Origin of the sequence: Pandoraea iniqua (assembly GCF_902459685.1) — a bacterium.
Lineage (GTDB): Bacteria > Pseudomonadota > Gammaproteobacteria > Burkholderiales > Burkholderiaceae > Pandoraea > Pandoraea iniqua.
In genome coordinates, this window is the sequence record NZ_CABPSF010000005.1 from 135,877 (window position 1) to 159,797 (window position 23,921).

Annotated in this window: 23 protein-coding genes; 13 read left to right on the plus strand and 10 right to left on the minus strand. The window is 63.7% G+C overall.

Going from position 1 to position 23,921, the window contains the following annotated elements; genetic code table 11:
* Positions 1-27 precede the first annotated feature (27 nt).
* Positions 28-903 (plus strand): LytR/AlgR family response regulator transcription factor, encoded by an 876-nt coding sequence (locus PIN31009_RS18280; protein ID WP_150791204.1) that lies wholly within the window; start codon positions 28-30, stop codon positions 901-903.
* On the opposite strand, the gene PIN31009_RS18285 is transcribed toward PIN31009_RS18280, so the two are convergent.
* Entirely contained in the window at positions 866-1,843 is a 978-nt protein-coding gene (locus PIN31009_RS18285) for an AraC family transcriptional regulator (RefSeq protein ID WP_150791205.1), read from the minus strand. The two genes, PIN31009_RS18280 and PIN31009_RS18285, sit on opposite strands and share 38 nt — an antisense overlap.
* A gap of 266 nt (positions 1,844-2,109) precedes the next feature.
* Between PIN31009_RS18285 and rraA the strand changes: the two genes are divergently transcribed.
* The gene (gene rraA, locus PIN31009_RS18290; RefSeq protein WP_150686485.1) at positions 2,110-2,604 is read left to right on the plus strand and encodes a ribonuclease E activity regulator RraA; all 495 of its coding nucleotides are present in this window, start codon (positions 2,110-2,112) and stop codon (positions 2,602-2,604) included.
* Positions 2,605-2,660: 56 nt separating this feature from the next.
* Positions 2,661-3,080 carry a gamma-glutamylcyclotransferase family protein gene (locus tag PIN31009_RS18295; protein WP_150791315.1) on the plus strand — a complete coding sequence of 140 codons (420 nt, stop codon included), beginning with the start codon at positions 2,661-2,663 and terminating at the stop codon, positions 3,078-3,080.
* Positions 3,081-3,147: 67 nt separating this feature from the next.
* Here the strand turns inward: PIN31009_RS18295 and PIN31009_RS18300 are convergent, their stop codons facing one another.
* Positions 3,148-3,903, minus strand: coding sequence for a queuosine precursor transporter (locus tag PIN31009_RS18300; RefSeq protein WP_150791206.1), 756 nt, complete (start codon positions 3,901-3,903; stop codon positions 3,148-3,150).
* A 184-nt stretch (positions 3,904-4,087) separates the two neighbouring features.
* Between PIN31009_RS18300 and PIN31009_RS18305 the strand changes: the two genes are divergently transcribed.
* The 3 genes from PIN31009_RS18305 (at position 4,088) to PIN31009_RS18315 (ending at position 8,204) form a co-directional block, all read left to right on the plus strand.
* Positions 4,088-4,999 carry a DMT family transporter gene (locus PIN31009_RS18305; RefSeq protein ID WP_150686488.1) on the plus strand — a complete coding sequence of 304 codons (912 nt, stop codon included), beginning with the start codon at positions 4,088-4,090 and terminating at the stop codon, positions 4,997-4,999.
* 368 nt (positions 5,000-5,367) lie between these two features.
* On the plus strand, positions 5,368-6,690 hold the full coding sequence (gene aceA / locus PIN31009_RS18310) for an isocitrate lyase (RefSeq protein WP_058379015.1): 1,323 nt from the start codon (positions 5,368-5,370) through the stop codon (positions 6,688-6,690).
* 269 nt (positions 6,691-6,959) lie between these two features.
* Entirely contained in the window at positions 6,960-8,204 is a 1,245-nt protein-coding gene (locus PIN31009_RS18315) for an FAD-dependent oxidoreductase (RefSeq protein ID WP_150791207.1), read from the plus strand.
* A gap of 50 nt (positions 8,205-8,254) precedes the next feature.
* Here PIN31009_RS18315 and PIN31009_RS18320 read toward each other — a convergent pair whose 3' ends face one another.
* The 5 genes from PIN31009_RS18320 to PIN31009_RS18340 form a co-directional block, all read right to left on the minus strand.
* Positions 8,255-9,208 carry a quinone oxidoreductase family protein gene (locus PIN31009_RS18320; RefSeq protein WP_150791208.1) on the minus strand — a complete coding sequence of 318 codons (954 nt, stop codon included), beginning with the start codon at positions 9,206-9,208 and terminating at the stop codon, positions 8,255-8,257.
* 39 nt (positions 9,209-9,247) lie between these two features.
* Entirely contained in the window at positions 9,248-10,021 is a 774-nt protein-coding gene (locus PIN31009_RS18325; RefSeq protein ID WP_150791209.1) for an SDR family oxidoreductase, read from the minus strand.
* 10 nt (positions 10,022-10,031) lie between these two features.
* Positions 10,032-10,460, minus strand: a complete 429-nt coding sequence (locus PIN31009_RS18330; protein ID WP_150791210.1) for an ester cyclase — start codon at positions 10,458-10,460, stop codon at positions 10,032-10,034.
* 38 nt (positions 10,461-10,498) lie between these two features.
* Positions 10,499-11,098, minus strand: a complete 600-nt coding sequence (wrbA, locus tag PIN31009_RS18335; RefSeq protein WP_150686493.1) for an NAD(P)H:quinone oxidoreductase — start codon at positions 11,096-11,098, stop codon at positions 10,499-10,501.
* A 169-nt stretch (positions 11,099-11,267) separates the two neighbouring features.
* Positions 11,268-12,176, minus strand: coding sequence for a LysR family transcriptional regulator (locus PIN31009_RS18340; protein ID WP_150791211.1), 909 nt, complete (start codon positions 12,174-12,176; stop codon positions 11,268-11,270).
* 99 nt (positions 12,177-12,275) lie between these two features.
* On the opposite strand from PIN31009_RS18340, the gene PIN31009_RS18345 reads away from it, so the two are divergent.
* Positions 12,276-13,148: a pirin family protein gene (locus PIN31009_RS18345; RefSeq protein ID WP_150791212.1), complete on the plus strand. Its 873-nt coding sequence runs from the start codon at positions 12,276-12,278 to the stop codon at positions 13,146-13,148.
* Positions 13,149-13,232: 84 nt separating this feature from the next.
* The gene (locus tag PIN31009_RS18350) at positions 13,233-13,685 is read left to right on the plus strand and encodes a DoxX family protein (protein WP_150791213.1); all 453 of its coding nucleotides are present in this window, start codon (positions 13,233-13,235) and stop codon (positions 13,683-13,685) included.
* Between the two features lie 85 nt (positions 13,686-13,770).
* Here PIN31009_RS18350 and PIN31009_RS18355 read toward each other — a convergent pair whose 3' ends face one another.
* Positions 13,771-14,208 (minus strand): universal stress protein, encoded by a 438-nt coding sequence (locus PIN31009_RS18355; RefSeq protein ID WP_058379006.1) that lies wholly within the window; start codon positions 14,206-14,208, stop codon positions 13,771-13,773.
* A gap of 283 nt (positions 14,209-14,491) precedes the next feature.
* The gene (locus PIN31009_RS18360; protein ID WP_150791214.1) at positions 14,492-15,415 is read right to left on the minus strand and encodes a LysR family transcriptional regulator; all 924 of its coding nucleotides are present in this window, start codon (positions 15,413-15,415) and stop codon (positions 14,492-14,494) included.
* Positions 15,416-15,529: 114 nt separating this feature from the next.
* On the opposite strand from PIN31009_RS18360, the gene PIN31009_RS18365 reads away from it, so the two are divergent.
* From PIN31009_RS18365 to PIN31009_RS18385, 5 genes are all read left to right on the plus strand, one after another.
* Positions 15,530-16,246: a haloacid dehalogenase type II gene (locus PIN31009_RS18365; RefSeq protein WP_150791215.1), complete on the plus strand. Its 717-nt coding sequence runs from the start codon at positions 15,530-15,532 to the stop codon at positions 16,244-16,246.
* Positions 16,247-16,346: 100 nt separating this feature from the next.
* Positions 16,347-17,945 (plus strand): malate synthase A, encoded by a 1,599-nt coding sequence (gene aceB, locus PIN31009_RS18370; protein WP_150791216.1) that lies wholly within the window; start codon positions 16,347-16,349, stop codon positions 17,943-17,945.
* A 246-nt stretch (positions 17,946-18,191) separates the two neighbouring features.
* The gene (locus PIN31009_RS18375; RefSeq protein ID WP_150791217.1) at positions 18,192-19,535 is read left to right on the plus strand and encodes a hypothetical protein; all 1,344 of its coding nucleotides are present in this window, start codon (positions 18,192-18,194) and stop codon (positions 19,533-19,535) included.
* Between the two features lie 262 nt (positions 19,536-19,797).
* The gene (pip, locus tag PIN31009_RS18380) at positions 19,798-20,727 is read left to right on the plus strand and encodes a prolyl aminopeptidase (RefSeq protein WP_150791316.1); all 930 of its coding nucleotides are present in this window, start codon (positions 19,798-19,800) and stop codon (positions 20,725-20,727) included.
* Positions 20,728-20,905: 178 nt separating this feature from the next.
* Positions 20,906-21,844: a hypothetical protein gene (locus tag PIN31009_RS18385; RefSeq protein WP_150791218.1), complete on the plus strand. Its 939-nt coding sequence runs from the start codon at positions 20,906-20,908 to the stop codon at positions 21,842-21,844.
* A 132-nt stretch (positions 21,845-21,976) separates the two neighbouring features.
* Here PIN31009_RS18385 and PIN31009_RS18390 read toward each other — a convergent pair whose 3' ends face one another.
* Positions 21,977-23,776: a DEAD/DEAH box helicase gene (locus tag PIN31009_RS18390; RefSeq protein ID WP_150686561.1), complete on the minus strand. Its 1,800-nt coding sequence runs from the start codon at positions 23,774-23,776 to the stop codon at positions 21,977-21,979.
* Positions 23,777-23,921 lie beyond the last annotated feature (145 nt).

Below are 23,921 nucleotides of genomic sequence, written 5' to 3' on the forward strand. Positions count from 1 at the left end.
TTTCTAGTTCCGCAGAGAGTGGAGTGCATGACATCCCCCGTCGCCCTGATCGCCGAAGACGAACCGTTACTCGCCGATGCCCTGCGCGCCATGCTCGCGCAGGCGTGGCCCGATCTGCACGTGTTGCCGGTGGCGCCTGACGGCACGTCGGCAATTGCGGCCATCGCGCAGGAACAGCCGGACGTGGTGTTCCTCGACATTGCGATGCCCGGCGCGACCGGGCTCGATGTGGCGCGTGCCTGTGCCCGCCTGACGCGCGCGCCGCAGATCGTGTTCGTCACGGCGTTCGACCGGTTCGCCCTCGACGCTTTCGATGCGGCGGCCATCGACTATCTGCTCAAACCCGTGGAACCCGATCGCCTCGCGCGCACTGTCGCACGCTTACGTGAACGGCTGGCTGCGCCGAAACACGACACGCTCTCGCAACTGCTCGCCACGTTACGCACGCATCTGGAAGACGAGGCGGAACAGGGCGGCGCGGTGAATGGGGCGAACGGAGCGAATGGGGCGAACGGAACGAATGGCACGAATGGCTCGAATGGCTCGAAAGCCGCGGCGTCACCTCCCGCGACGGGCGAGTATCTGCGCTTCGTGCGGGCGTCCGTGGGTGACGAGATCCGTATCGTGCCGGTGGAAGAAGTGTGCTTCTTCGAGGCTGCCGATAAGTACGTGGTGGTCGCGACGGTCGACGGCGATCTGCTGATTCGCACGAGTCTGCGCGAGTTATTGCCGCAACTCGATCCGTCCCGCTTCTGGCAGGTGCATCGCAGCACCGTGGTCAACGTGGCCGAAGTGGTGAGCGCGCAGCACACGCCGCTTGGACGCCTGACGCTCAAGCTCAAGCGCCGCAAAGACCGCGTCGCCGTCAGTCGTCAGTACGCGCACTTGTTCCGGCAGATGTAGCCTCCGGGGCGGTGGCGAAGAACTCGCTCGGCGTGCGCCCGAACGTGCGCTTGAACATCGCCGAGAACGCGCTCTGACTGCGATAGCCCAACTCACGAGCGATGCGAGCGAGCGGGTAGCCCTTCGAGGCCAGCGGAATGGCCTGCGCGAGGATCACCTGCTGTCGCCACTGCACGAAACTCATATTCAGCTCCTGCCGGAACAGCCGTCCGATCGTGCGCGGGCTCGCGCCTGCGTAGCGCGCCCATTGGTCGAGCGTCCACGCACGGGCGGGGTCGGCCAGCATGGCGTTGCACAACGTCAGCAGGCGTTTATCGCGGGGCAGGGGCACTTCCAGCGGCAGCGGCGACGCGCGCCGCAGTTCATCCAGAATCAGGCCGCCGAGCAGCTGTTCGCGAGGCGCATCCAGTTCGTCTTCCGGCACGTCGATCGCGGCGATCAACTCGCGCAGCAGCGGCGAGACTTCCACCACCCGGCAATGATCGAGCCCGGACGGGATGAAGTCGCGATGCACGTAGAGCGTACGCAGATAGGACGGTTCGTTGACTTGCAGACTGTGCTCGACGTCGGGCGGAATCCAGATCGCGCGCGAGGGCGGCACAATCCACGCGGCATCGGATACCGCAATCTGGATCACCCCGCGCGGCGTGTAGGCCACTTGCGCCCATGCATGACGATGATCGGGCACGCGAATCGTGTCGAGGATCGGCCGTGCGCGCAACCGCACCGGACGCTCAGGCGTCGGGGAGAACTCCGGAGGGACGACGTGCTTTGCCGGGGGCGTGGGCGCCGCTGGTTCGACAGGGATATCGGCACCTTCCGCCGGTGTTGCGCTCGCGCTTGCCGCCGCATGGCCGGCGGCGGCGGTCGTTGACGACGCAGCATCGGGCGGGGCAGGCAGATCGGAAAGTCCGGACGGGAAGCGCAAGGAGCTAGGCATGGCGTAAGCGCGACAATTCGTGTCCCATAAGTGTAATTCAGCCGCGTCCGCGTGTCGGCTGGCGCGATGTCGAGGTTAACCACGAGTGCGCAGCGCGTGTGGACTCGACGCATTGGCTTTCCAGCCGGGCGAGGCGCTATGATCGATGTCGGCGTGTGGCGCAGCCTGCGGCCTCAGCCCTCCAGATGCATGACGCGGCGCTTGATCCCGCCGCATCAACAAGCCAATTCAAGCCAATTCAAGCCAATTCGAATCGGAACCTTGCCATGAAATTCGCCACCTGTGATTTGTGTGATGCCCATGAAGACGCGCTGGCAGACGGCCGCCTGCGTGTGTTGCAACCCGGCTTCCTGTTACTCGGACAGGCCCGTCGCTTTGCCGGTCCGGCGGCGACGCTCAAGGTGTTTGAAGACAACTCGCGGGTACGTTCCGCGTTGGAGACACCGGGCGACGGCCGGGTACTGGTCGTGGATGGCGGCGGGTCGGTGCGCTGTGCGCTCGTGGGCGGCAACCTTGCGCAACTCGGCGAGAAGAACGGCTGGGCGGGCATCGTGGTGAATGGCGCGGTGCGCGACACCGAGGAGCTGGAAGTGTGCGAGATCGGCATTCGGGCGCTCGCTACGAACCCGCGCAAGAGCGTGAAGCTCGGCGCGGGGCAGACCGATCTGATTGTGGATATCGCCGGGGAGCTGGTGCGTCCGGGCGAATGGATCTACAGCGACATCGACGGCATTCTCGTCTCGACGGAGCCGTTGGTATGACGGACCAAGTCATCAGCGCGGCAACCGGCGCAGCGGCTGGCAACGGGGAAGACGCGGTGATTCACGTCTTCGTCTACGGCACGCTGCGCGCGGGCGAGATCAACGACATGATGCGTGCGGCGGAGCGTCACCAGTTGCCTGCGCCGGCCTATGTGGGCACGTCGACCTTGGGCGGGCGGCTGTACGACTTCGGCCGTTACCCGGGCATGGTGTTGTCGACGCAAGCCAACGAGCGCACGGTCGGCGACATCTATCGCATTCCGGCGGCGCTGGTTGCCGTGCTCGACGAAATCGAAGCCGTCTATCCGGGCGAAGCGGGGTTGTTCGTGCGGGAATTGCACGACGTGGCCCACGACGGGGCCACGTACTCGTGCATCGTCTATCCCGTGACCGAAGCAGCCGTGGCCGGTCTGCCGCACATCGCCAGCGGCGATTGGGTCGACTACCGGAAGACGCGGGAAGTCAGCGCGGTATGACGTGATGCGTCACGAAGCGTAACGATGCATAACGACGCCTAACGATTCGTTTGGAGGACGAGGCGGTTCACTCGCTGCGCCCTCCAAACGCAAACGGATTGAGCGACGTGCCGACATCGTAGTGATCGATCCCATCCAATCGCTTGAGCAGCCGGGCGAGTCCGACGGTGAGCGGCAGCACCAGCCACTGCAACGTGCACTTGAAGACGAACTCGAGCCCGATCATGCGCGCCATCGCATCGGCATCGAGCACATAGGCAAACGCGATCACGACAAAGACGAGCGTATCGAGCAGGGCTGCCAATGCGCTGCCCGCCATGATGCGCAAGCCTGCCCAGCGGCCGTGCATGGCCACCTTCATGCGCGCGAGGGTCGCGGCGTTGGCGAATTCCCCGACAAAGCACGCCGACACCGACGCCACGAACATATGCGTGATGGCCTCGAACCAATGACGCTGTACGTCATCGGTGAAGCCGGTTTGTGCGGCCCATTCCGGCTGCGTGGGTAGCAACGCCATCAGCCAGAGAAAGCCGATGAGGATGAGGTTGGCGGCGAGCCCGCTCCAGATGACGACACGGCTGATGCGATAGCCGTACACCTCGGTCAGCACCGACGCGAACAGATAGGCGAACGGAAAGCTGATGATCGCTGCCGAGAACGTCAGCCGCAGCGGCTCACCGGAGAACGGCCACGGCAGCACGACCTCGCAGACGCGCGCGCCCAGCGCATTCGATATCAACAGAAAACTCACGAAAGCAATGGCAAGGCAGATCACGGCCGGGGTGATGCGTGTGGCTTGCTTAGGGTGGGTGGCGGGCGGCATTTGATAGGTTTCCTCCGAAAGTTTGACCGTCGAACTTAACGCGCGTGTCCGGTGCGTTCAATGCGTCGAATCTGAAATGTGCCGATGCCGCCATGTCCGATTATGACCAGCGCAACGCGGGCGGTTGTGGGAGCATGCACGCATTCCGGTAGACATATGCGGCCTTTGTGCCGTCTCCCACACCATGCGATCGTCCGACATTGCCCGTTTGCTAACGCTCTCCGCCATCTGGGGCGCGAGTTTCCTTTTCATGCGGATCATCGTGCCCGCGCTGGGGCCGCTGCCGACGGCCTTTTTCCGCGTCGCGCTCGGCGCGTTGGGGCTGGCCGTCATCCTGCTCGTGCTGCGCGTCCGTTGGCAGTTCAAAGGGTTGCTGGGCGCGTCGATGGTACTCGGCGTGATCAACTCCGGCATTCCCTTCGTCATGTACTGTCTGGCCGCGCGCGTGCTGCCGGCCGGCTACTCGTCCATCCTCAACGCCACCACGCCGCTCATGGGCGTGCTGATCGGCGTGGTGTTCTTCCGTGAGCGCCTGACCGGTGCCAAGGGGCTCGGCGTGTTGCTGGGCCTGATCGGTGTGGCCGTGCTGACCCGTACCGGCCCCGTGGCGATGTCCGGGCCCGTGGTCATGGGGGCGCTCGCGTGCCTCGTGGCGACGTCGTGCTACGGACTCGCGGGGTATCTCACCAAGCGCTGGATCAGCGACCGCGGCGGTCTCGACGCCAAGCTCGTGGCGTTCGGCAGCCAACTGGGGGCCGCGATCGTACTGCTGCCGTTCTTCGCTTACGTGTCGGCCACCACCGGCATGCCGGGGCCTGCCACGGGCGGCGTCTGGGCGGCCATGGCGGCGCTCGGTTTCGTATGCAGCGCGCTGGCCTATATGTTGTTCTTCCGTCTGATCGCCGATCTCGGCCCGCTGCGCTCGCTCACCGTCACGTTCCTCATTCCGCCATTCGGCGTGCTGTGGGGCGCCCTGTTCCTGAACGAAGCGGTCACCTTCGCCCACCTCGTCGGCGGCTGCTTCATCGCACTGGCCGTGTGGCTCGTGTGCAAGCCGCCGAAGGTCGCTCCGGTCGCGAGCCGCGCCGCCTCCTGACGCAGTACGTGATGGAAGTGAGAAGGCCGGTAACTTGCGTTACCGGCCTTTTTTCATGATGTGGAATGGGGTTGCGGTGCGTAAAAATTTGCGCTGCTTGGCACAACATCGTGATTTCAGGAAGGGAAACATCGTTTCGCATCATGGAAATATTTTGCTATATATTTGATTTTAATAAATAAAAAATATGCACTAAGCACGATATTCGTTCTGTTGCGATGCGTGAAGAATCCCTAAACTCTTATACAAGACCTGCCGATTCGGAGACACAAAAAGCGGTCAACTGCCAAGGGCAGCGACCAAACGGAATCAGGGCAGCAAAGAGATACCCCTCTTTTATTTGTATCGAGAAACCAGGAGAGATCACCATGACGACGCGTCAAGAACAAGTGAAGCAACTCGAGCAGGACTGGGCGAACAATCCGCGCTGGGCAGGCATCAAGCGTGGGTACTCGGCGGAAGACGTCGTGCGTCTGCGTGGTTCGATCCAGCCGGAACAAACGTTGGCCCGTCGCGGTGCCGAGCGTCTGTGGAACCAGATCAACGAGCAGCCGTTCGTCAATGCGCTCGGCGCGCTGACGGGCAATCAGGCCATGCAGCAGGTCAAGGCCGGCCTTCAGGCGATCTACCTGTCGGGCTGGCAAGTCGCCGGCGACGCCAACCTCGCCGGTGAAATGTATCCCGACCAGTCGCTGTACCCGGCCAACTCGGTGCCGCAGGTCGTGCGCCGCATCAACAACACGTTCACGCGTGCCGACCAGATTCAATGGTCGGAAGGCAAGAACCCGGGCGACGAAGGCTACATCGACTACTTCGCCCCGATCGTGGCCGATGCCGAAGCCGGTTTCGGCGGCGTGCTCAACGCGTTCGAACTGATGAAGGCCATGGTCGAAGCCGGTGCGGCCGGCGTTCACTTCGAAGATCAGCTCGCCTCGGTCAAGAAGTGCGGCCACATGGGCGGCAAGGTACTCGTGCCGACGCGTGAAGCCGTTGCCAAGCTGGTGGCGGCGCGTCTGGCGGCCGACGTTCTGGGCGTGCCGACGGTGCTCATCGCCCGTACCGATGCCGAAGCGGCCGACCTGATCACCGCCGACGTCGATCCGATCGATCAACCGTTCTGCACGGGTGAGCGCACGGTCGAAGGCTTCTACCGCACGCGTAACGGTCTGGATCAGGCCATCTCGCGCGGTCTGGCGTATGCCCCGTACGTCGATCTGGTGTGGTGTGAAACCGGCAAGCCGGATCTCGAATTCGCTAAGCAGTTCGCCGAAGGCATTCACAAGCACTTCCCGGGCAAGATGCTTTCGTACAACTGCTCGCCGTCGTTCAACTGGAAGAAGAACCTCGACGACGCGACCATCGCCAAGTTCCAGAAGGAACTCGGTGCCATGGGTTACAAGTTCCAGTTCATCACGCTGGCCGGCTTCCACAGCCTGAACTACTCGATGTTCAATCTGGCCCACGGCTACGCCCGCCGTCAGATGAGCGCCTTCGTCGAGTTGCAGGAAGCCGAATTCGCCGCCGCCGACAAGGGCTTTACGGCGGTGAAGCACCAGCGTGAAGTGGGTACGGGCTACTTCGACGCCGTCACGCAGACCATCGAGCGTGACGCATCGACCACGGCCCTGAAGGGTTCGACGGAGGACGAACAGTTCTTCGACGAAAAGAAGGCGCAGGTCAAGGCAGCCTGATCAGGCTGAGGGAGGGCGCAGCGGCGCCCGCCCATGGTGATGCGTCGTGGGGGCACATCATCGTGAGTGGACTGCCGCCGCGCTTCGACCGCGCATCCCGGTCTATCCGGCCGGGGCGGCCCTGACGGCGTGTCCCGTCGTCGTCAGGGTTGCAGTGCACGCCGGACGAGAAGAGGCCCGTGAGCTTATCCCGCTCACGGGCCTTTTTTCATGGGGACGACGTCGATTCTTTGCTAAATTGCGCAGACACCTACGCAAACTGAGGCAGCATGTTCCCGACGTCTTCCCGGCAGAATTCCCCGGACAGTTCCACGAACCATTCCACGAGCCATTCCACGCACAGTTCTCCGCGAAGTGCCCGGCGAATCGCCATCGTCGGCGCCGGCCCTGCGGGACTGGTCGCCGCCCGCATTCTGCAATTGCGCGGGTTCCATCCCGTCGTATTCGAAGCCGAGGCATCGACGTCTGCCCGCGACCAAGGGGGCACGCTCGACCTGCATGTCGACACCGGGCAAAAAGCCCTCGAACTTGCCGGGCTGCACGCCACGTTCGTGCAGCACGCGCGCTATGACGATCAGGGCACCCGCATGCTCGACTATGCGAGCGCGAAGCCTTTGTTCGAAGATGCGCCGCCGTCGGGCACCGGGGATCGTCCGGAAATCGACCGGCGTGCGTTGCGCGACCTGCTGCTGGCATCGCTGCTGCCGGAGACCGTTCGATGGGGACACAAACTGGTTGCCGTCGAAGCGGTCGCGCCGGCCGGCACGGACGAGGGTAAAAATTCCGCCGGTCAGCACGTGCTGCGCTTTGCCAACGGTGCTGAAGAAACCTTCGATCTGGTCATCGGGGCGGATGGCGCATGGTCGAAGATTCGCGCGAAGCTCTCGGACGTGGCGCCGGTCTACACCGGCGTGACGTTCGTCGAATGCTGGCTCGATGAGGTCGATGCGCAGCATCCCGAGATCGCGGCGCTGGTGGGGCGCGGCACGATGTTCTCGCTGCACGACAACATGGGGCTGATTGCCCAACGTAACGGGGGTGGTCATGTGCGGGTGTACGCCGCGTTCCGCCGCCCGGAAAACTGGGCCGACGCGCTCGGCGTGGACACACAAGACCCCACACAAATGCGCGCCGCGTTGCTGCAATGCTTCGCGGGCTGGTCGCCGCAACTACTGGCACTGATTTCGTCTTGTCTCGATGTCATCGTGACAAGGCCGATTTACACGCTGCCCGGCGACTTTGGCTGGGCGCCGGTGGCGGGGTTGACGTTGCTCGGCGATGCCGCGCATTTGCTGCCACCGGTCGGTTTCGGCGTCAATCTGGCGATGCTGGATGCGGCCGAACTCGCCATGGCACTCACGCCGGATGGCGACTGGACCGTACAAGTGGCACAAGCGGCAGCCGCCATGAAGCACCGGGCAAACGAGGCGGCGCCAGAGGGTTTTGCGACCTTCGAGGCCATGTTCTCGAAGGACTCGGCCGAGACCTTCCTGCAAATCATGCAGTCGCACTGAAGCGAGCCATCCGAGCAAGGGCATCCGAATGGCGTCGCACCTCGTTCGCCTCAAGGAATCAGCACCAGCGATCCCGACTTTTGGCGTCGCGCGATGTCGGTGTGCGCCTGCGCCGCATCCTTGAGCGCATAACGGGTCGCCGTGACGGCACCGAATACACCGCGCCGGTAGGCATCGAATACGGCTTGCGTGGCCTCGCCGACGCGCCCTTGCAGGTGGTTCGCCATCGGACCACCGACCATGTGGATCCGGCGGCGGGCAAGCGCTGCCTTGTCGAACTCCGGGGCACCGGAGGCGGCGCCGATCGTGACGATGGTTCCACCGTCGCGTACTGAAGCCACCGTGGCTGCGAACGTCGCCTTGCCGACGAACTCGTAGACGACATCGACGCCGTGCGGCGCAATGCGTTTCACCTGAGCCGCCAGATCGGGGGCATCCGACGGCAATGCATGATCGATTGCCGAAGCGAGTGCGGCACGTTTCTCCGGCGACCCTGCCGTGCCGATCACGATGGCGCCGCGCGCCTTGGCCCAGCGAGCCAGCAGATTGCCCACGCTGCTGGAGGCGCCCTGAATCAGCACGGTCTGCCCGGCCTGCAATGCGTAGTAACCGTTCAGGCCCGCCCACGCGGTCAGGCCTTTGGTCAACAAGGCAGCGACGGTCTCGGCCGACAGGTCGTCCGGCACCGGCACCAGATGCTCGACGGCAATCAGGCGCTGCTGTGTGTAACTGCCCGGCGCAAGGAAGTAGGCCACGCGCTGGCCGATCTCGATGCCGGTCACGCCGGCGCCTACCGCCTCGACAATCCCCACGCCTTCGACGCCCGGCACGGAGGGCAGGGGCACCGGAAAGATGCCTTGCCGGAACGCGGTGTCGATGAAGTTGACGCCGATAGCCTCATGGCGCAGGCGCACTTCGCCAGCGTTGGGCGAGCCGATGGCGTCGTCCTCGATCTGAAGGACCGAGGGATCGCCGTACTGGTGGAAGCGGACGGTGGTGTTCATGATGAGCAGCCTTGAAAGATTGAAAAAATGAGGAGTGCGTTAGATGACGGACAGCAGGCCACCGTCGACCAGCAGGGCAGTACCGGTCACATAACTGGAAAGGTCGGAGCCCAGCCACGCCACGGCGTCGCCAATTTCCTCAGGGCGACCCAGACGGCGCAGCGGCGTGCGCTGGCGAAACCCCTCGGCCGCTTCGGCGATGCCGGGGCTGGTGCGCAGCAGATGCGTATCGATGGTGCCGGGTGCGACGGCATTGACGCGGATACCGTCAGGGCCCAGCGCATCGGCCATGGCCTTGGCCATCAGCACGACGCCGCCCTTGCTGGTGGAATAGGCGACCGTCATGCCGGCACCCGACAGGCCCCCCATGCTGGCCATCAGCACGATGCTGCCGCCTTTGCCGCGTGCCTTCATCTGGCGCGCGGCGGCTTGGGCGCTAAACAGGGTGCCGTCGAGATTGACCGTCATCAGGCGATGGAAGTCGTCTTCGGACACGTCCACGCCGTCGGCGCGCAGGGTGATGCCGGCGTTCGCCACCATCACGTCGACGCCACCGAACGCTGCTGCGGCGTCGACCAGCGCATCGACCTGATTACGCTGGCTGACATCCGTCGCATGAAACCGAACCGGTACGCCCAACGCCTCGATCTCGCGGGTGGTGGGCGTGCCGCCTTCGCGCGGGGTCTCACTGATGTCGGACACGATGACTGCCTTGGCGCCGTGCCGGGCGGCATTGATGGCGATGGCCCGGCCGATGCCACTGGCCGCGCCGGTGACGACGACGACCTTGTCTTGCAGGATATTGGTGTTCATGGCGGGGTCCTTAGCGCGGCAGTGCGTTGAGTTGCTGGAGTGCCGAGTACAGATTGGCGACGCCCCAGTGTTCGGTGATCTTGCCGTTCTGCACGCGCATGGCATCCACGGTCTCGAAGTGAATCGCCTTGCCCGTGGGGGCCAAGCCGAGGAAGTCGCCTTGGTGCGTGCCGTAGTAGGTCTTGTACGTGGTCACCACGTCGCCATCGGCGCGCTGCCAGTGGATGACGGCGCGAAAATCCGGAAAGGCTTCACGCAGCTTGCGGTAGAGGCCGAGCACGCCGGCCTTGTCGGCGCCGCTGTTGGGCTGCGGCGTGTGGTCGACGAAATCATCGGCGAACAGCTGGTCGAAGAGCGCCCAGTCGCCGCCGCCTTGCACCTCATTGGTGTTGCGGCGGATCACGGCCTTGGCGGCGTCGCTGACATTGAGTTCAGACATGACATGCTCCTTGCAAAGTCGGTGAGGAACCGAACGCCTTAACCGAACAGCTTGGCCGCCGTCTTGGCGACCAGTTCGCCTTGGTGGCGCGCGCCGGCCAGATCGATTTCCGAGGGCTGGCGCGAGCCGTCACCACCCGCGACGGTAGTCGCGCCGTAGGGGGCGCCGCCCACGATTTCGGCCACGCTCATCTGGCCTTGGTGGCTGTACGGCAGGCCGACGATGGTCATGCCGAAGTGCAGCAGATTGGTGATGATCGAGAACAACGTGGTCTCTTGACCGCCATGCTGGGTAGCCGACGAACTGAAGGCCGCACCGACCTTGCCGTTAAGCGCGCCGCGTGCCCACAGCCCGCCCGCCTGATCGAGGAAGGCGGCCATCTGGGAAGACATGCGGCCGAAGCGCGTGCCGGTGCCGACGACGATGGCGTCGTAGTGCTCCAGATCGGCGACAGTCGCGACCGGGGCCGCCTGATCGAGCTTGAAGTGCGCGTTCTTCGCCACCTCTGCCGGTACCGTTTCGGGGACACGCTTGATGTCGACATGGGCACCGGTGCTACGGGCGCCGTCGGCGATGGCCTCGGCCATTTGCTCGATGTGGCCGTAGGACGAGTAGTAGAGAACGAGAACTTTGGTCATTTGAGGCTCCTTGGGTTGGACAACGCGGTGAGTTGTCATGTCCCAAGCGTAGGAGCCGGTGACCTATCGCGGTAGCCTGTTTGTTTCGATGGAATGCATCGAAAAAAACGATGCTACCGCCTGCGTTGCGCAGGAGTGAGCGGGGCGGGAGGGGGCGAGAGAGAACGCGCTATGCCGGCGCGTCGGTCGTGAACTGTTGCAGCCGGTCGATGAACCAGCGCCCGGCGGGCCCGGGCGGTTCGTCCTTGCGGTAGACGGCGTACATGGCGATGACCGGTATGGCCGGCTGGTGCATTTCCAGACGGATACGGACCAATCGGCCAGCCTCCAGATCCGGCGCCACCATCGCCAGTGGCATATGTCCCCAGCCAAAACCGGCCTTGAGAAACGCATGTTTCGCGCCAAGATCGGCGAGCCGCCAGATCAGCGGCGAGAACACCCCGAAATTGGTGCCGGCAGTCAATGTCGTGCGATCGGTCAGCACCAATTGCACATGGCGCTCAAGCACGCTGCCGGGCAGGATGCCCTGGCTTTCGGCCAGCGGATGACCGGGGGCGACCACGGTGACCATGGGCACTTCCGGCAGCCTTTCTGCGTGGAGCCCTTCGGGTATCACCGGCATCGAGCCGATCACCCCGATGCGGCACGCGCCGTCCAACACCGGCTGCACCACGGCACCTAGCGCCTCGACATACATTCGCAGCGGTGTCGTGGGGAAGGCTTCGCGAAAGGCGCCGACGGCGTCGGTCAGCGAGGCCATCGGGTACATCACGTCGACGGCTACCGAGAGCTCGGGCTCCAGCCCTTCAGACAAGGTGCGGGCGCGTGCCTTGAACGCATCCATGCCGTTCACCACGTTCTTGGCTTCACTCAGCAGTGCCTTGCCCTCGTCGGTCAGCACCGGATAGCGTGCACTGCGGTCGAACAGCGTGACACGCAATTGGGCTTCGAGATTGGCCATGGTCTGACTGACGACGGACTGGGCCCGGCGCAGCTTGCGTCCTGCCGCAGAAAAACTGCCTTCCTCCGCTGCCGCGATGAAGGTCCGTAACTGGTCCAACGATACGCCGTCGAGCATCTATCGCTCCTGCGGATGGATTCCATCGAAAAATATAGGCTTCTCAGCTACATGTCCAGTTCCTAGAGTGCACTTACCTCTTCAGAAGGAACGAACTCGATGGACAACCTCGCCTCATCACTGCATGCCAAGCGGCCAGTGACCGCCCCTCAGGGCGCGCAACGCTACGTGGTTCAGCGCGCCACCGGCCACCGCCATGGCCCGGTGACACGGATCTTCAGTCCCGGCGACATCGGGCATCAGGTCAAGCCTTTCGTGTTTTTGGATTACTTCGATTTTCAGGCCACCGGCGGCGCGATGTTTCCGATGCATCCGCACTCGGGGATCGCCACAACGACGGTGCTGCTCTCGGGCGCGCTGCGCTATGAAGATACGACGGGCGCCTCGGGTGTGCTGGCGGCGGGCAGCGTCGAATGGATGCGCGCCGGTCACGGCGTCTGGCACGACGGGTCTCCGGCCGGCGCCGGGCGTTTTCGCGGCTACCAGTTGTGGGTTGCCTTGCCGGCGGCGATGGAACTTACACCCGCGCAGAGTCAGTACCTGCCGCCCGAAGCGGTTCCGCAATCGGGACCGGCGCGCGTGATTCTTGGCCGCTATGCGGGCGCCCAAAGTCAGGCGCTCGCCCCCGAAGACTTGCTGTTTCTGCATGTCCGGCTAAGTGATGGCGAACGCTGGCAACTGACGCCGGAAGCGGGCCACGACGTTGGCTGGCTCCACGTCAGCGCAGGTGCACTGCACGTCGCCGGCACGCGTGTGGCTAACGAACTCGCGGTGCTCAACGAGAGTGGCGCCGAGATCGACGTGGTCGCCGAAGGCGCCACGGAGTTCGTTATCGGCACCGCTGTCCGGCATCCGCACCCGCTGGTGCTCGGGCACTACTCCGTGCACACGAGCGACGCTGCGCTGGTGCGCGGCGAACAAGAGATTAGCCGGATCGGCGAACAACTCCGCGCCCGCGGCCGAGTGCGCTGAACGTGCTGAACGCGCTGAATGCGCCGGATGCACGGATTGACCTCTCAACCCCTTGATTCTCGACATTCCTTAACGAACTTCACCATGTCCAATACGTTCACTACCTCCACGACTGCCACTGACACTTCGGTGTCGGCACTGTCCCTGATCGGCCGTCTGCTGATCGCCAGTCTTTTTCTCATCAGCGCTTTCGGCAAACTGGCGGCGCCCGCGGGCACGATCGGCTTCATCGCCTCGGTGGGGCTCCCGATACCCGTGCTGGCCTTTGCGGCGGCGCTGGCGACCGAATCGATCGGCGGTGTGCTGCTCGTGCTCGGTTACCGCACGCGTCTGGTGGCAGCCATTCTGGCGCTGTTTTCGGTGGCCTCGGCGTTGATCTTTCACAACGCGCTAGGCGATCAGAATCAGCTGTTCCACTTCATGAAGAACTTGGCCATAGCAGGTGGTTTGCTGCAAGTGGCGGCTTTCGGCGGCGGCGCTTACAGCCTCGACCGGCGGCAAATGAAGATCGATAGCGTCGTCAGTCCTGCTCGCTGAGCGGACGGTTAAAAAAACGGCTGCAATGCTTTGCAGCCGTTTTTTCTTTGGATGCGCCCCGACTCGACCCGACCCGCCTGTCGGCTCAGCGATAGATGATCACCGGAATCTTCGAGTGGACGAGCACGCGTTGTGTTTCGCTGCCGAGCAGCAGACTGGTGAGTCCGCGCCGCCCGTGCGAGGCCATCAGGATGACGTCGCAGCCATGGCGTTCGGCGGCGTCGATGATGCCGAGGTACGGGGCGGGGAAGGTGGAGGTGTCGCGATGGAACGGCACGCTGGCCGCGGCGGCCGATTCGGCCAGTTTGTCGAGGTGCGAGCAGGCCTCTTCGGCAATGCGCTCGCTGAAAGTCGCGGGCGCTTCGAGGACGTATTCGCTGAAGGGGGAGTAGGGGTATTCGGCGAGGCAACAATAGCCGGTCACTCTCGCGCCAAGGGCGCGCGCCAGTTCGAGTCCGCCGGTGACGGCTTTTTCGGATAGCTCCGAGCCGTCGGTCGGAATGAGGATATGGGTAAATAACATATGACCTCCCGCAGTTGGCGTTGCTGAACACGCGTTCACAGGCTCGCGCAGGTATGACGGTCTTGCACAACCCAGTCTGTCAGCGCGTTCGGCACATGCTGCCGATACTACCGTCGCCATGACAGACCCTTCGCTTCGATTCTATGGCTTTGGCGCGATGCAACAACGGGGGCAAACCCGGTAATGCACGACATCCTCTATGTGTCGGACGGACTTCACGTAACAAACGTTCCACATGACGTGTGTGTCGAATCGACGCACGGCGCCTTGTACGCCAACCCGGTCAGGCGGGCGGATGCCCCTCGTCCTGCCAATACGTCGGACTGCTGTAGTGATGTTTCAGGTGGTCGATGAAGAGCCGCACGCGCAGCGGCAGGTGACGGCGTTGCGGAAACACGGCGTGAATACCGATGGGCGGCGCGGCAAACGCATCCAGCACGGTCACCAGCCGGCCGGCCCGAATATCGTCGCCCACTTCCCACCACGAGCGCCATGCGAGGCCGTAGCCGTCGAGGCACCAGTCGTGCAGCACCGCGCCGTCGGTGCATTCCATCGTCCCGTTCACGCGAATAGTGACGACCTTGCCGTCCTGCGCGAAGGTCCAGCCGCGCTGCTGATTGGCGGTCGAGCCGAACGCGAGGCAGTTGTGACGTGCGAGCGCATCGAGTGATTCGGGTGTACCCCGTCTGGCCAGATAGGCCGGTGCGGCCACACAGACGCGCCGGTTTTCGCCAAGCCGCAAGGAAACCAGACTCGAATCGGGCAACTCGCCCAGCCGGATCGCACAATCGAAACCCTCGTTGACCAAATCGACGAGCCGGTCGGACAGATCGAGTGTGACGGTGACATCGGGATGCGACTCGATGAACACGGGCAGCAGCGGCGCCACGTGACGGCGCCCGAAGCCGGCGGGGGCCGACAGGCGCAAATGGCCGCTGGCCTTGACGCCGCCCGCCGACACCGCGCTCTCCGCGTTGTGCATCTCGTTCAGGATGCGCTGGCAGTCCTCGAGAAACGCCGAACCCTCGAAGGTGAGCGTGACACGACGTGTGGTGCGCACGAGCAGCTTGACGCCCAGCCGGGTCTCGAGCGCGTCGATGCGCCGGCCGATCACGGCCGGGGCCACGCCTTCGAGCGCGGCGGCCGCCGACAGACTGCCCTTGGCGGCCACGGCGACGAAAGTTTCGAGTTGTTTGAAGCGATCCACGCGGCGATTATGTACTATAAAGTCAAAGATAAAGTGATGTTTTGGCTATTTTATGACGTTCTATATGGGTAATACAATCGACCTGCAACGACAAGTGTCAACCGACCCCCAGCTATGGCGACTCGTATTCAGGCAGTGATCTTCGACGCGTACGGCACGCTGTTCGACGTGTATTCCGTCGCAGCGGCCGCCGAGCAGCAGTTCCCCGGTCACGGGGCGGCGCTCGCCGAGCTGTGGCGTATCAAGCAGATCGAATACACGCAACTACGTACGCTCTCCGGCCCGAACGGCGAGCGCTACCGTCCGTTCTGGGACATCACCGCTGACGCACTGCGCTACGCCGCAGCCCGCCTGAATCTCACGCTCTCGCCGGTGGCCGAGAAGCGTCTGATGGACGAGTACACCTGCTTGTCCGTATTCCCCGAGAACCCGCCGGTGCTGCGTGCCTTGCGCGCCATGGGGCTGGGTCTCGGCGTGCTCTCGAACGGCAACCCGCAAATGCTCGACGTCGGCCTGAAGAGTGCGGGCATCAAAGACCTGTTCGATCACGTGCTGTCGGTCGACGCCGTGCGCAAATACAAAACGGCCCCCGAGGCCTATCGACTGGGCCCGGCCGCGTTCGGCCTGCCGGTCGAGTCCATCGTTTTCGTCTCCAGCAACGGCTGGGACGCGGCCGGTGCCACCTGGTTCGGTTACCCGACGTTTTGGGTCAACCGTGCCGGGCTGCCGGTCGAACAACTCGGCGTCACGCCGCAAGGGATGGGGCGCGATATGCGCGACTTGCAGCGCTTTGTCGAGTCTCTGACGGGAGTACGCGCGTCACGTTCATAGCCGTAAAAACGGCATGGCGTGACGCCTCTAGTGCAAAGCCCCTGATGTTCCTTCTTGCGGCGCACTCCCTTATATAAATCAAGAAAGCTGGAGATCCCTGATGTCCCTGACGCTGCCCCCCGGCATGCAACTGCATGTCGATGCGAACACCGATGTTCGTCCTGAATACGAAGCGATCCTGACCCCCGAGGCGCTCGCGTTCATCGCCAAACTGCACCGTGCGTTTGAACCGCGCCGGCAACAACTGCTGACGGCGCGGGTCGAGCGCGCTGCCCGCCTCGATGCCGGTGAAGTGCCCGATTTCCTGCCTGAAACCCAAGCGATTCGCGACGCCGACTGGCGCATTGCGCCGCTGCCCGATGCCCTGCAATGCCGTCGTGTGGAAATCACCGGCCCGGTCGAGCGCAAGATGATCATCAATGCGCTGAACTCGGGGGCGGACAGCTACATGACCGACTTCGAGGACTCGAACACGCCGAACTGGCACAACCAGTTGCAAGGTCATATCAACGTGCGCGATGCCGTGCGCGGTGAGATCAGCCTCGAGCAGAACGGCAAGCAGTACAAGCTCAACGACAAGGTGGCCACGCTGATCGTGCGCCCGCGCGGCTGGCATCTGGATGAGAAGCACGTGTCGGTGGACGGCGTGCGCATGTCGGGCAGCCTGTTCGACTTCGGCCTGCATTTCTTCCACAACGCGAAGGCATCGCTGGCGCGTGGCTTCGGGCCGTATTACTACCTGCCCAAGCTGGAAAGCCATCTCGAAGCACGCCTGTGGAACGATGTGTTCGTGCTCGCGCAGAACGAACTGGGCGTGGCGCAAGGCACCATCAAGGCGACCGTGCTGGTCGAGACCATTCTCGCGGCGTTCGAGATGGATGAAATCCTGTACGAGCTGCGTGAACACAGCTCGGGCCTGAATGCCGGCCGCTGGGATTACATCTTCTCGTGCATCAAGAAGTTCAAGGTCGACGCCGACTTCTGTCTAGCCGATCGCAGCCGCATCAACATGACGGTGCCGTTCATGCGCGCCTATGCGCTGTTGCTGCTCAAGACCTGCCATCACCGCAATGCCCCGGCCATTGGCGGCATGAGCGCGTTGATTCCGATCAAGAACGACCCGGAAGCTAACGAGAAGGCGATGGCCGGCATCCGTGGCGACAAGGCGCGCGATGCCACCGACGGCTACGACGGCGGCTGGGTGGCGCACCCGGGCCTCGTACCGGTGGCCATGGAAGAGTTTGTGAAGGTGCTGGGCGATCGTCCGAACCAAATCGACAAGCAACGCGACGACGTGAACGTGAAGGGCCGCGATCTGCTTGAATTCAAGCCGGAAGCGCCGATCACCGAAGCCGGGCTGCGCAACAACATCAACGTCGGCATCCACTATCTGGGCGCTTGGCTCGATGGCAACGGCTGCGTGCCGATTCACAACCTGATGGAAGATGCGGCCACCGCTGAGATCTCGCGCTCGCAGGTGTGGCAATGGATTCGCTCGCCGAAGGGCAAGCTCGACGACGGCCGCAAGGTTACGGCCGAGCTGGTGCGCGAATTGATTCCGCAGGAACTCGCCAACGTGAAGGAGCTCGTCGGTCAGGTCGCGCCTTCGTATGACCGGGCGGCTGTGATTTTCGAGCAGATGAGCACGAGCGACGACTTTGTCGATTTCCTGACGCTGCCGCTTTACGAAGCGGTCTGACCGGCAGGCTGACGACAGCGGAACGTCGTCGGTGCGACATCGGTGATGCATCGGTGATACATCGATAAAAGGCGGGGCGATAGCGATATCGCCCCGCTTTGCTTTTCGGGGCGGTGCATGGGGATTCGAGGCATGGCCGCTTGGGCTAAACCTGAAATGCAACGGTTGTCATTGCTGTGACACTAGCGGTCGTATTGGGCACGCTGCCCGAATGACTTTGCTTCAGAACACCACGACCGATCGCCCATGAGCACTTCCATCAACGCCACCGCATTGCCGCTACAGGGCTATCCCGGTCTGCAACTCAGCGCCAACCGCGCACAACTGATTGCCGACTGTGTTGCAACGCTCGATGACAACCTGCCTTGGGTCATGAGCGATGCCGACATCGAGACGCATTGCGAACGATTCATCGGTGACGTCACCCGCATGGGTGTCTGGGACCGTCTGATGGACGCGTTCCAGAGCGGGTCGCACAAGCGCGAGATCCTGAAGGCGGCGGCACGGTGCCACGTTGCCAGTTATGCGCAGGGGCGACGGTACTTGTTTTCCAAAGGTCATTACCCGCTCAAGACCGGCGACCAGAGCCTGTATCTGCTGCAACGGCTCTTGCCCGAGGCGCGCACCGCGCTGCTGACTTCGCATGCTGCAAGGCTGCCGTCGGTGTCGGCACTCTCGATCATCGTGGTCACGATCCCCGGCACGCCGTTGCGCATACCGATGCTGCCGGCGTGCTTCTCTTCGGCAGAAGGCGCTTTGAGTGAATACGAGGCCGGTCTGCTGATGAACTTGCGGACTGAAGCATGGATGACGGTCGGGGAAACCATCGCGAGCCGGGACGAAGCACTGTCGGAGCCGGAGTGCGCGTTGGCGGCGAGGCAGGAAGAGCTGTTGGCCGCGGCGTTCTCGCTCGGCGGATGTCACGAAAATGCGGCGACGGAGTTCTTCAAGGCAATGCAGCACTTCGCAAGGGGCCGTCAATATGACGATGCGCTGAGGTGTCTGGCCCGGGCGCGCGCATGCCATCCGGCAAACGAGGCGTCCGGGCAAATCATCGACGCGATCGTCGACGCCGCACAGTTGTGCAGTCTCAACACGCAATACGCCATTTCTGGCGTTTTCTACGCGGCCGTTGCTGACATCTGCGTGCAGGCTGACGACGCGGCCACGGCCGCGAAATTTCGCGCACGGGCGGACGAGTGTTTTCGCTGGGCAGATCTGTGCGAGGCGGATGCCCGCAACGAAGACGCGATCGCCGTTGCGATCGACAAGGCGATCCGGCGTCATCGTGATGCGCTGGCATCGTCGGGTTTCGATTCGGGCGCGACGACGGTCTTCATGGACGACATGTGCGACCCGATTTCCGCCATGGCATTCGACGCGGGGGAGGGCGAGCGCTGGTGTCTGCTGCTGCGGGGGGAGCATCAGGGCAAACGAACCTACGACCTGATCACCGTGGAGACGGCGAAGCAACTGGAATCGATCGGTACGCATCCGCTGACGCGCGAGGCACTGCACCACAGCGATATCCTGCGGGGGGCTGCGGCGCTGGATCTGTTGGTGGACGCGGAACCCCGGCCAATGTCCTGAGCATCACCGCTCGCCGGTACGGTTACCGTAGCCACGGGCCGAAGCGCAGGCGCTGCTTTGTCTTGTTGAAGTTGCCGCGCTACACTGAACCTCGCCACTCTGACCATGAACGATGGACGCGAGGATGCCGATGCCAGCCGACTTTCCCGATGACACCCCCTACGATGCACATCGCGATCCGCACGCCGTGACGCCGCCGTCGCCGCCCGGCGCGCGCACCGCCGGCAACGTGGTGGAAGCGCGCCCCGAGCGCCTGCGCCAGATGTACCCGCCGATTGCCCCGTTCGCGAGCGGCATGCTCGATGTGGGCGACGGCCATCAAATCTATTGGGAGCAGTGCGGCCATCCGCATGGCAAGCCGGCCGTGTTCTTGCATGGCGGCCCCGGCGGCGGCTGTTCTCCCGAGCAACGTCGGCTGTTCGATCCCGCGAAATACTGCATCACGCTGTTCGATCAGCGCGGTTGCGGCCGGTCGTTGCCGCACGCGAGTCTCGACCACAACACCACGTGGGATCTCGTGCGCGACATCGAGCGCCTGCGCGAAAAATTCGGCTACGACCGGTGGCTCGTACTGGGTGGCTCATGGGGCAGCACGCTGGCGCTGGCGTATGCGCAGACGCACCCCACACGCGTGAGCGAGTTGATCGTTCGCGGCATCTTCACGGTGCGCCGGGAGGAATTGCATTGGTATTACCAAGAGGGCGCGTCGTGGCTGTTCCCCGATCGATGGGATGCGTTTCTTGCGCCGATTCCGCTGGAAGAGCGCGGCGACCTGATGCGCGCCTATCGCAAGCGCCTGACCGGCCACGACGAGGTGGCGAAAATCGAAGCGGCCCGTGCGTGGAGCATGTGGGAGGGCAGCACGATCACGTTGCTGCACGACGCGGCACTGACCGAAGCGTTTGGCGACCCGCACTACGCGATTGCGTTTGCGCGCATCGAAAACCACTATTTCGTGCACGACGGCTTTCTCAAGCCCGATCAACTGATCGCCGATGCGTGGCGCTTGCGCGGCATTCCCGGCGTGATCGTGCAGGGCCGCTACGACGTGGCGACGCCCGCGCGCACTGCGTGGGAATTGCATAAAGCTTGGCCCGAGGCCGATTTCTTCTGGGCGCCTGATGCGGGTCACGCCTTCAACGAACCCACCATTCTGCATTGGCTGATCGAGGCGACGGACCGGTTTGCGTAGCCGCGTGACGGCTTGATGCACAAAGCGTTTGGGAGCCCGCCCGCATGTGTTCGGCGATTCCTGAAATATCCGGGCGGCGGGCGGCGCGATAGTCGGGGCGCGGCGGCACCTGCGTGATCCCCATGACCGGTGACTGGCGCCAACGCATGGTTGCGTTCGACACGTCAAAGGCACAGCGATGCTCCCCGCCGGCTCCCTATCTCTTCCGTTGCACGGTTATCCCTCCCAACAACTCAGCGATGTTCGCGCCAACGCGATTAGCGAGGCCGTTCGTGCGCTCCACCACACCCTGTTCAACGAGGCGGGCGGTGCCGTCGAGTCACACGCCGCCTTTGAGCGGTTTCGACGCGACGTTACGCAGATGGGGCCGTGGGATCACATCAAGGACATCTTCTCGAACGGTTCACGCAAACGTTCGATTCTGGAGGCGCTGGCCCGGTGTCATATTGGCTCGTATCTGCAAGGGCAGCGGTATCTGAGCGCGACGGGCGAATATCCGCTGAAAGCAGGGGAGAGCAGCCTGTATCTGCTGCGACATCTGACGGCCGATGCCCGCGCGCGCATGCTGATGCCGAAGCCTGACGACCTCGCTTACGAACCGCCGACACTGGCCACATTCGGGCCGCCGGTTCATCTTCGGGTACCCGGCGTCGATCTTCGCCTGCCGCTGATGGCGGACTGCTTTGGCGACGGTGATGGCGCCATCACGCCGGCCGAGTATGACTGGCTGATGTGCGGGGCATTTATCGGTGGGAGATCGATCAGTCAGATTCTTTCCGAGAAACATGAAAGGCTGTCGGATGCTGAGTACGAAACGCTGGGACTCGTCCACGAGGGCGATGCCCTCACCTATTACAGGGCTAGTCAGATCAAGGTCGCCAGTCAACTGCTTCAGAGCGCTATCGAGGCGTTTGCACGACTCCCGTCGCCCGACGGGCTGATGCGTTGCCTCGGTCATGCGCAAGCGATTTTTCGGTTCGCAGGTGACCCGGTGGCCGTCGCCAATGTGGCTCGCTGGTACGCCACCGGCTGCGAGAACGCTGGCCGGGATCACGATGCCGCGCAGGTTCGTCGCGAGGTCACCGAGTTTCAACGCATCGTGAATGCCCCCAAATGACAACACCCCGGAGGCGGGACTGACGTCCCACCTGCCGGGGTGTTGTTTATTGCTTTGACTAATGCGTTGACTGCGGGCGAGTTTGACTACGTCGCCGGTGGCGCCAATCGAAGTGACCGGCGCCGCACGGACTTAGTCGCCGCGACGCTTGAAACCGCCGCCGCTGCCGCCGTTACGATTGCCGCCGCCGTAGCCGCCGCGATCTTGGCGATAACCACCGCCCGTGCCACGGTCCTGACCCTGACGGTTGCCTTCGAACGGACGCGATGCGCGACGCTCGAAACGGTCGGTACCGCTGCCGTTCGAGAAGCCGCTGGTGTTGCCGGCGTTGCCGCCATTACCACCATTGCCGCCTTCGCCGCCCGCATAGCCACCTTGGTAGCCGGTGCTTTCACGGCGCTCGAAAGTGCCGCCAGCCGGCTTGCCTGCGCCACCAAAGCGTTGACCGCCTTGATAGCCGCCACCACCGTTGCCGCCTTGACGCGGGCCGTTATTGCTCCAACGGCCTGCACCCGCACCTGCACCCTGACGCGGACCGCCACGGCCTTGGCCCGGACGCTTACCGCCGGTGCCTGCACCTGCCTTGGGGGCCGAGCGGCGCGGCTCGAAGCCGACCACAACGTTCACCGGCAGGGGTTGACGCGTGTAGCGTTCGATACGGCGCACGGCGCCGACTTCGGCGTGTGCGGCGAGGCTCACGGCGACGCCACGGCGACCGGCACGGCCCGTACGGCCAATGCGGTGCACGTAGTCTTCGGCGAACTTCGGCAGATCGTAGTTGAACACGTGCGTGATGCCCGGCACGTCGATACCGCGGGCAGCGACGTCGGTCGCCACCAGCACGCGCACCTTGCGCTCGCGCAGGGCGCGCAGCGTGCGGTTACGCACACCTTGCGGCATGTCGCCGTGCAGTGCGGCGCTGTCAAAACCGGCTTGTTCGAGTTGATCGGCCAGCAGGTCGGCGTCGCGCTTGGTCGACGTGAACACGATGGCCTGGTCGAGCGAGTCGTTACCGAGCAGGTGCGTCAGCAGGCGATCCTTGTGCGAGCGGTCGTCCACATAGTGCAGCATCTGTTCGATGTTTTCGTTGGTGCGCTGGTCGTTGCTACGCGTGATCTCGATGGTTTCCGGATCGCGCAGCAGACGACGCGTGATTTCGCTCAGGCGGCCGTCGATCGTTGCCGAGAACAGCAGCGTCTGGCGGGTTGCCGGCGTCGCGTCGACAATCGTCTGAATGTCGTCGATGAAGCCCATGTCGAGCATCCGGTCGGCTTCGTCCAGCACGAGCATCATCAGTTGCGACAGATCGATCTTGCCGCTGGAGATGTGGTCGAGCAGACGGCCCGGCGTTGCCACGATGATTTCGGGCTGCTTGGCCAGCATTTCCAGCTGACGCGGGTAGGGCATGCCGCCCAGAATGCTGACGGTGCGCAGACGGCGCAGTTGCTTGCCGTACGTGTCGGCAGCCGTCGACACCTGCTGAGCCAGTTCACGCGTGGGCGTGAGCACGAGCAGCAGCGGTTGCGCGGCGACGCGACGAATGCGTTGGCCCTTGCGCGGCTTTTCGCCCGGGGCAGCCGGTTGGTTGCGCGGGTGAGCGGCCGGAGCACGGTTGCCGAGGTCGCCGCTGGCTTGCATTTCGGCAAAGCGGTGAATCGCGGGCAACATGAAAGCGGCGGTCTTGCCCGAGCCCGTCGGGCTCGAGACCAGCAGGTCGCGACCGGCGAGCGCGGCGGGAATCGCACGCTGCTGCACGGGGGTCGGGCTGGTGTAACCGGCGGTGTTGAGTGCCGAAAGAATGGCTTCGTTCAGGCCGAGTTCGGCGAACGTGGGGCCTTCAGCAACGGCGGCAACAGCTGCAACTTGCGGCGCGGCTGCGTCGATTGCGTTTTCTTCGGACGAAGGGAAATAGGTCTGCGCGAGCGCAGACATCTTGGATGTCTGTTCCATGAATCCTCTTGCGGATTGATAGGGTTACGTTGGGGCGTTGGCGCCAATCGGCAAACCCAATTCGTCGCAAGCAGGAAGCAAATCGCGGATGGGGCAGAAAGCGGATCGAAATCCGTATCGTAAGCCA

Excerpts from the sequence above, each read along its gene's own strand:
- PIN31009_RS18280 (WP_150791204.1), top strand. The coding sequence starts at position 28 with ATGACATCCCCCGTCGCCCTGATCGCCGAAGACGAACCGTTACTCGCC.
- PIN31009_RS18285 (WP_150791205.1), bottom strand. The coding sequence starts at position 1,843 with ATGCCTAGCTCCTTGCGCTTCCCGTCCGGACTTTCCGATCTGCCTGCC.
- rraA (WP_150686485.1), top strand. The coding sequence starts at position 2,110 with ATGAAATTCGCCACCTGTGATTTGTGTGATGCCCATGAAGACGCGCTG.
- PIN31009_RS18300 (WP_150791206.1), bottom strand. The coding sequence starts at position 3,903 with ATGCCGCCCGCCACCCACCCTAAGCAAGCCACACGCATCACCCCGGCC.
- PIN31009_RS18305 (WP_150686488.1), top strand. The coding sequence starts at position 4,088 with ATGCGATCGTCCGACATTGCCCGTTTGCTAACGCTCTCCGCCATCTGG.
- aceA (WP_058379015.1), top strand. The coding sequence starts at position 5,368 with ATGACGACGCGTCAAGAACAAGTGAAGCAACTCGAGCAGGACTGGGCG.
- PIN31009_RS18315 (WP_150791207.1), top strand. The coding sequence starts at position 6,960 with ATGTTCCCGACGTCTTCCCGGCAGAATTCCCCGGACAGTTCCACGAAC.
- PIN31009_RS18320 (WP_150791208.1), bottom strand. The coding sequence starts at position 9,208 with ATGAACACCACCGTCCGCTTCCACCAGTACGGCGATCCCTCGGTCCTT.
- PIN31009_RS18325 (WP_150791209.1), bottom strand. The coding sequence starts at position 10,021 with ATGAACACCAATATCCTGCAAGACAAGGTCGTCGTCGTCACCGGCGCG.
- PIN31009_RS18330 (WP_150791210.1), bottom strand. The coding sequence starts at position 10,460 with ATGTCTGAACTCAATGTCAGCGACGCCGCCAAGGCCGTGATCCGCCGC.
- wrbA (WP_150686493.1), bottom strand. The coding sequence starts at position 11,098 with ATGACCAAAGTTCTCGTTCTCTACTACTCGTCCTACGGCCACATCGAG.
- PIN31009_RS18340 (WP_150791211.1), bottom strand. The coding sequence starts at position 12,176 with ATGCTCGACGGCGTATCGTTGGACCAGTTACGGACCTTCATCGCGGCA.
- PIN31009_RS18345 (WP_150791212.1), top strand. The coding sequence starts at position 12,276 with ATGGACAACCTCGCCTCATCACTGCATGCCAAGCGGCCAGTGACCGCC.
- PIN31009_RS18350 (WP_150791213.1), top strand. The coding sequence starts at position 13,233 with ATGTCCAATACGTTCACTACCTCCACGACTGCCACTGACACTTCGGTG.
- PIN31009_RS18355 (WP_058379006.1), bottom strand. The coding sequence starts at position 14,208 with ATGTTATTTACCCATATCCTCATTCCGACCGACGGCTCGGAGCTATCC.
- PIN31009_RS18365 (WP_150791215.1), top strand. The coding sequence starts at position 15,530 with ATGGCGACTCGTATTCAGGCAGTGATCTTCGACGCGTACGGCACGCTG.
- aceB (WP_150791216.1), top strand. The coding sequence starts at position 16,347 with ATGTCCCTGACGCTGCCCCCCGGCATGCAACTGCATGTCGATGCGAAC.
- PIN31009_RS18375 (WP_150791217.1), top strand. The coding sequence starts at position 18,192 with ATGAGCACTTCCATCAACGCCACCGCATTGCCGCTACAGGGCTATCCC.
- pip (WP_150791316.1), top strand. The coding sequence starts at position 19,798 with ATGTACCCGCCGATTGCCCCGTTCGCGAGCGGCATGCTCGATGTGGGC.
- PIN31009_RS18385 (WP_150791218.1), top strand. The coding sequence starts at position 20,906 with ATGCTCCCCGCCGGCTCCCTATCTCTTCCGTTGCACGGTTATCCCTCC.
- PIN31009_RS18390 (WP_150686561.1), bottom strand. The coding sequence starts at position 23,776 with ATGTCTGCGCTCGCGCAGACCTATTTCCCTTCGTCCGAAGAAAACGCA.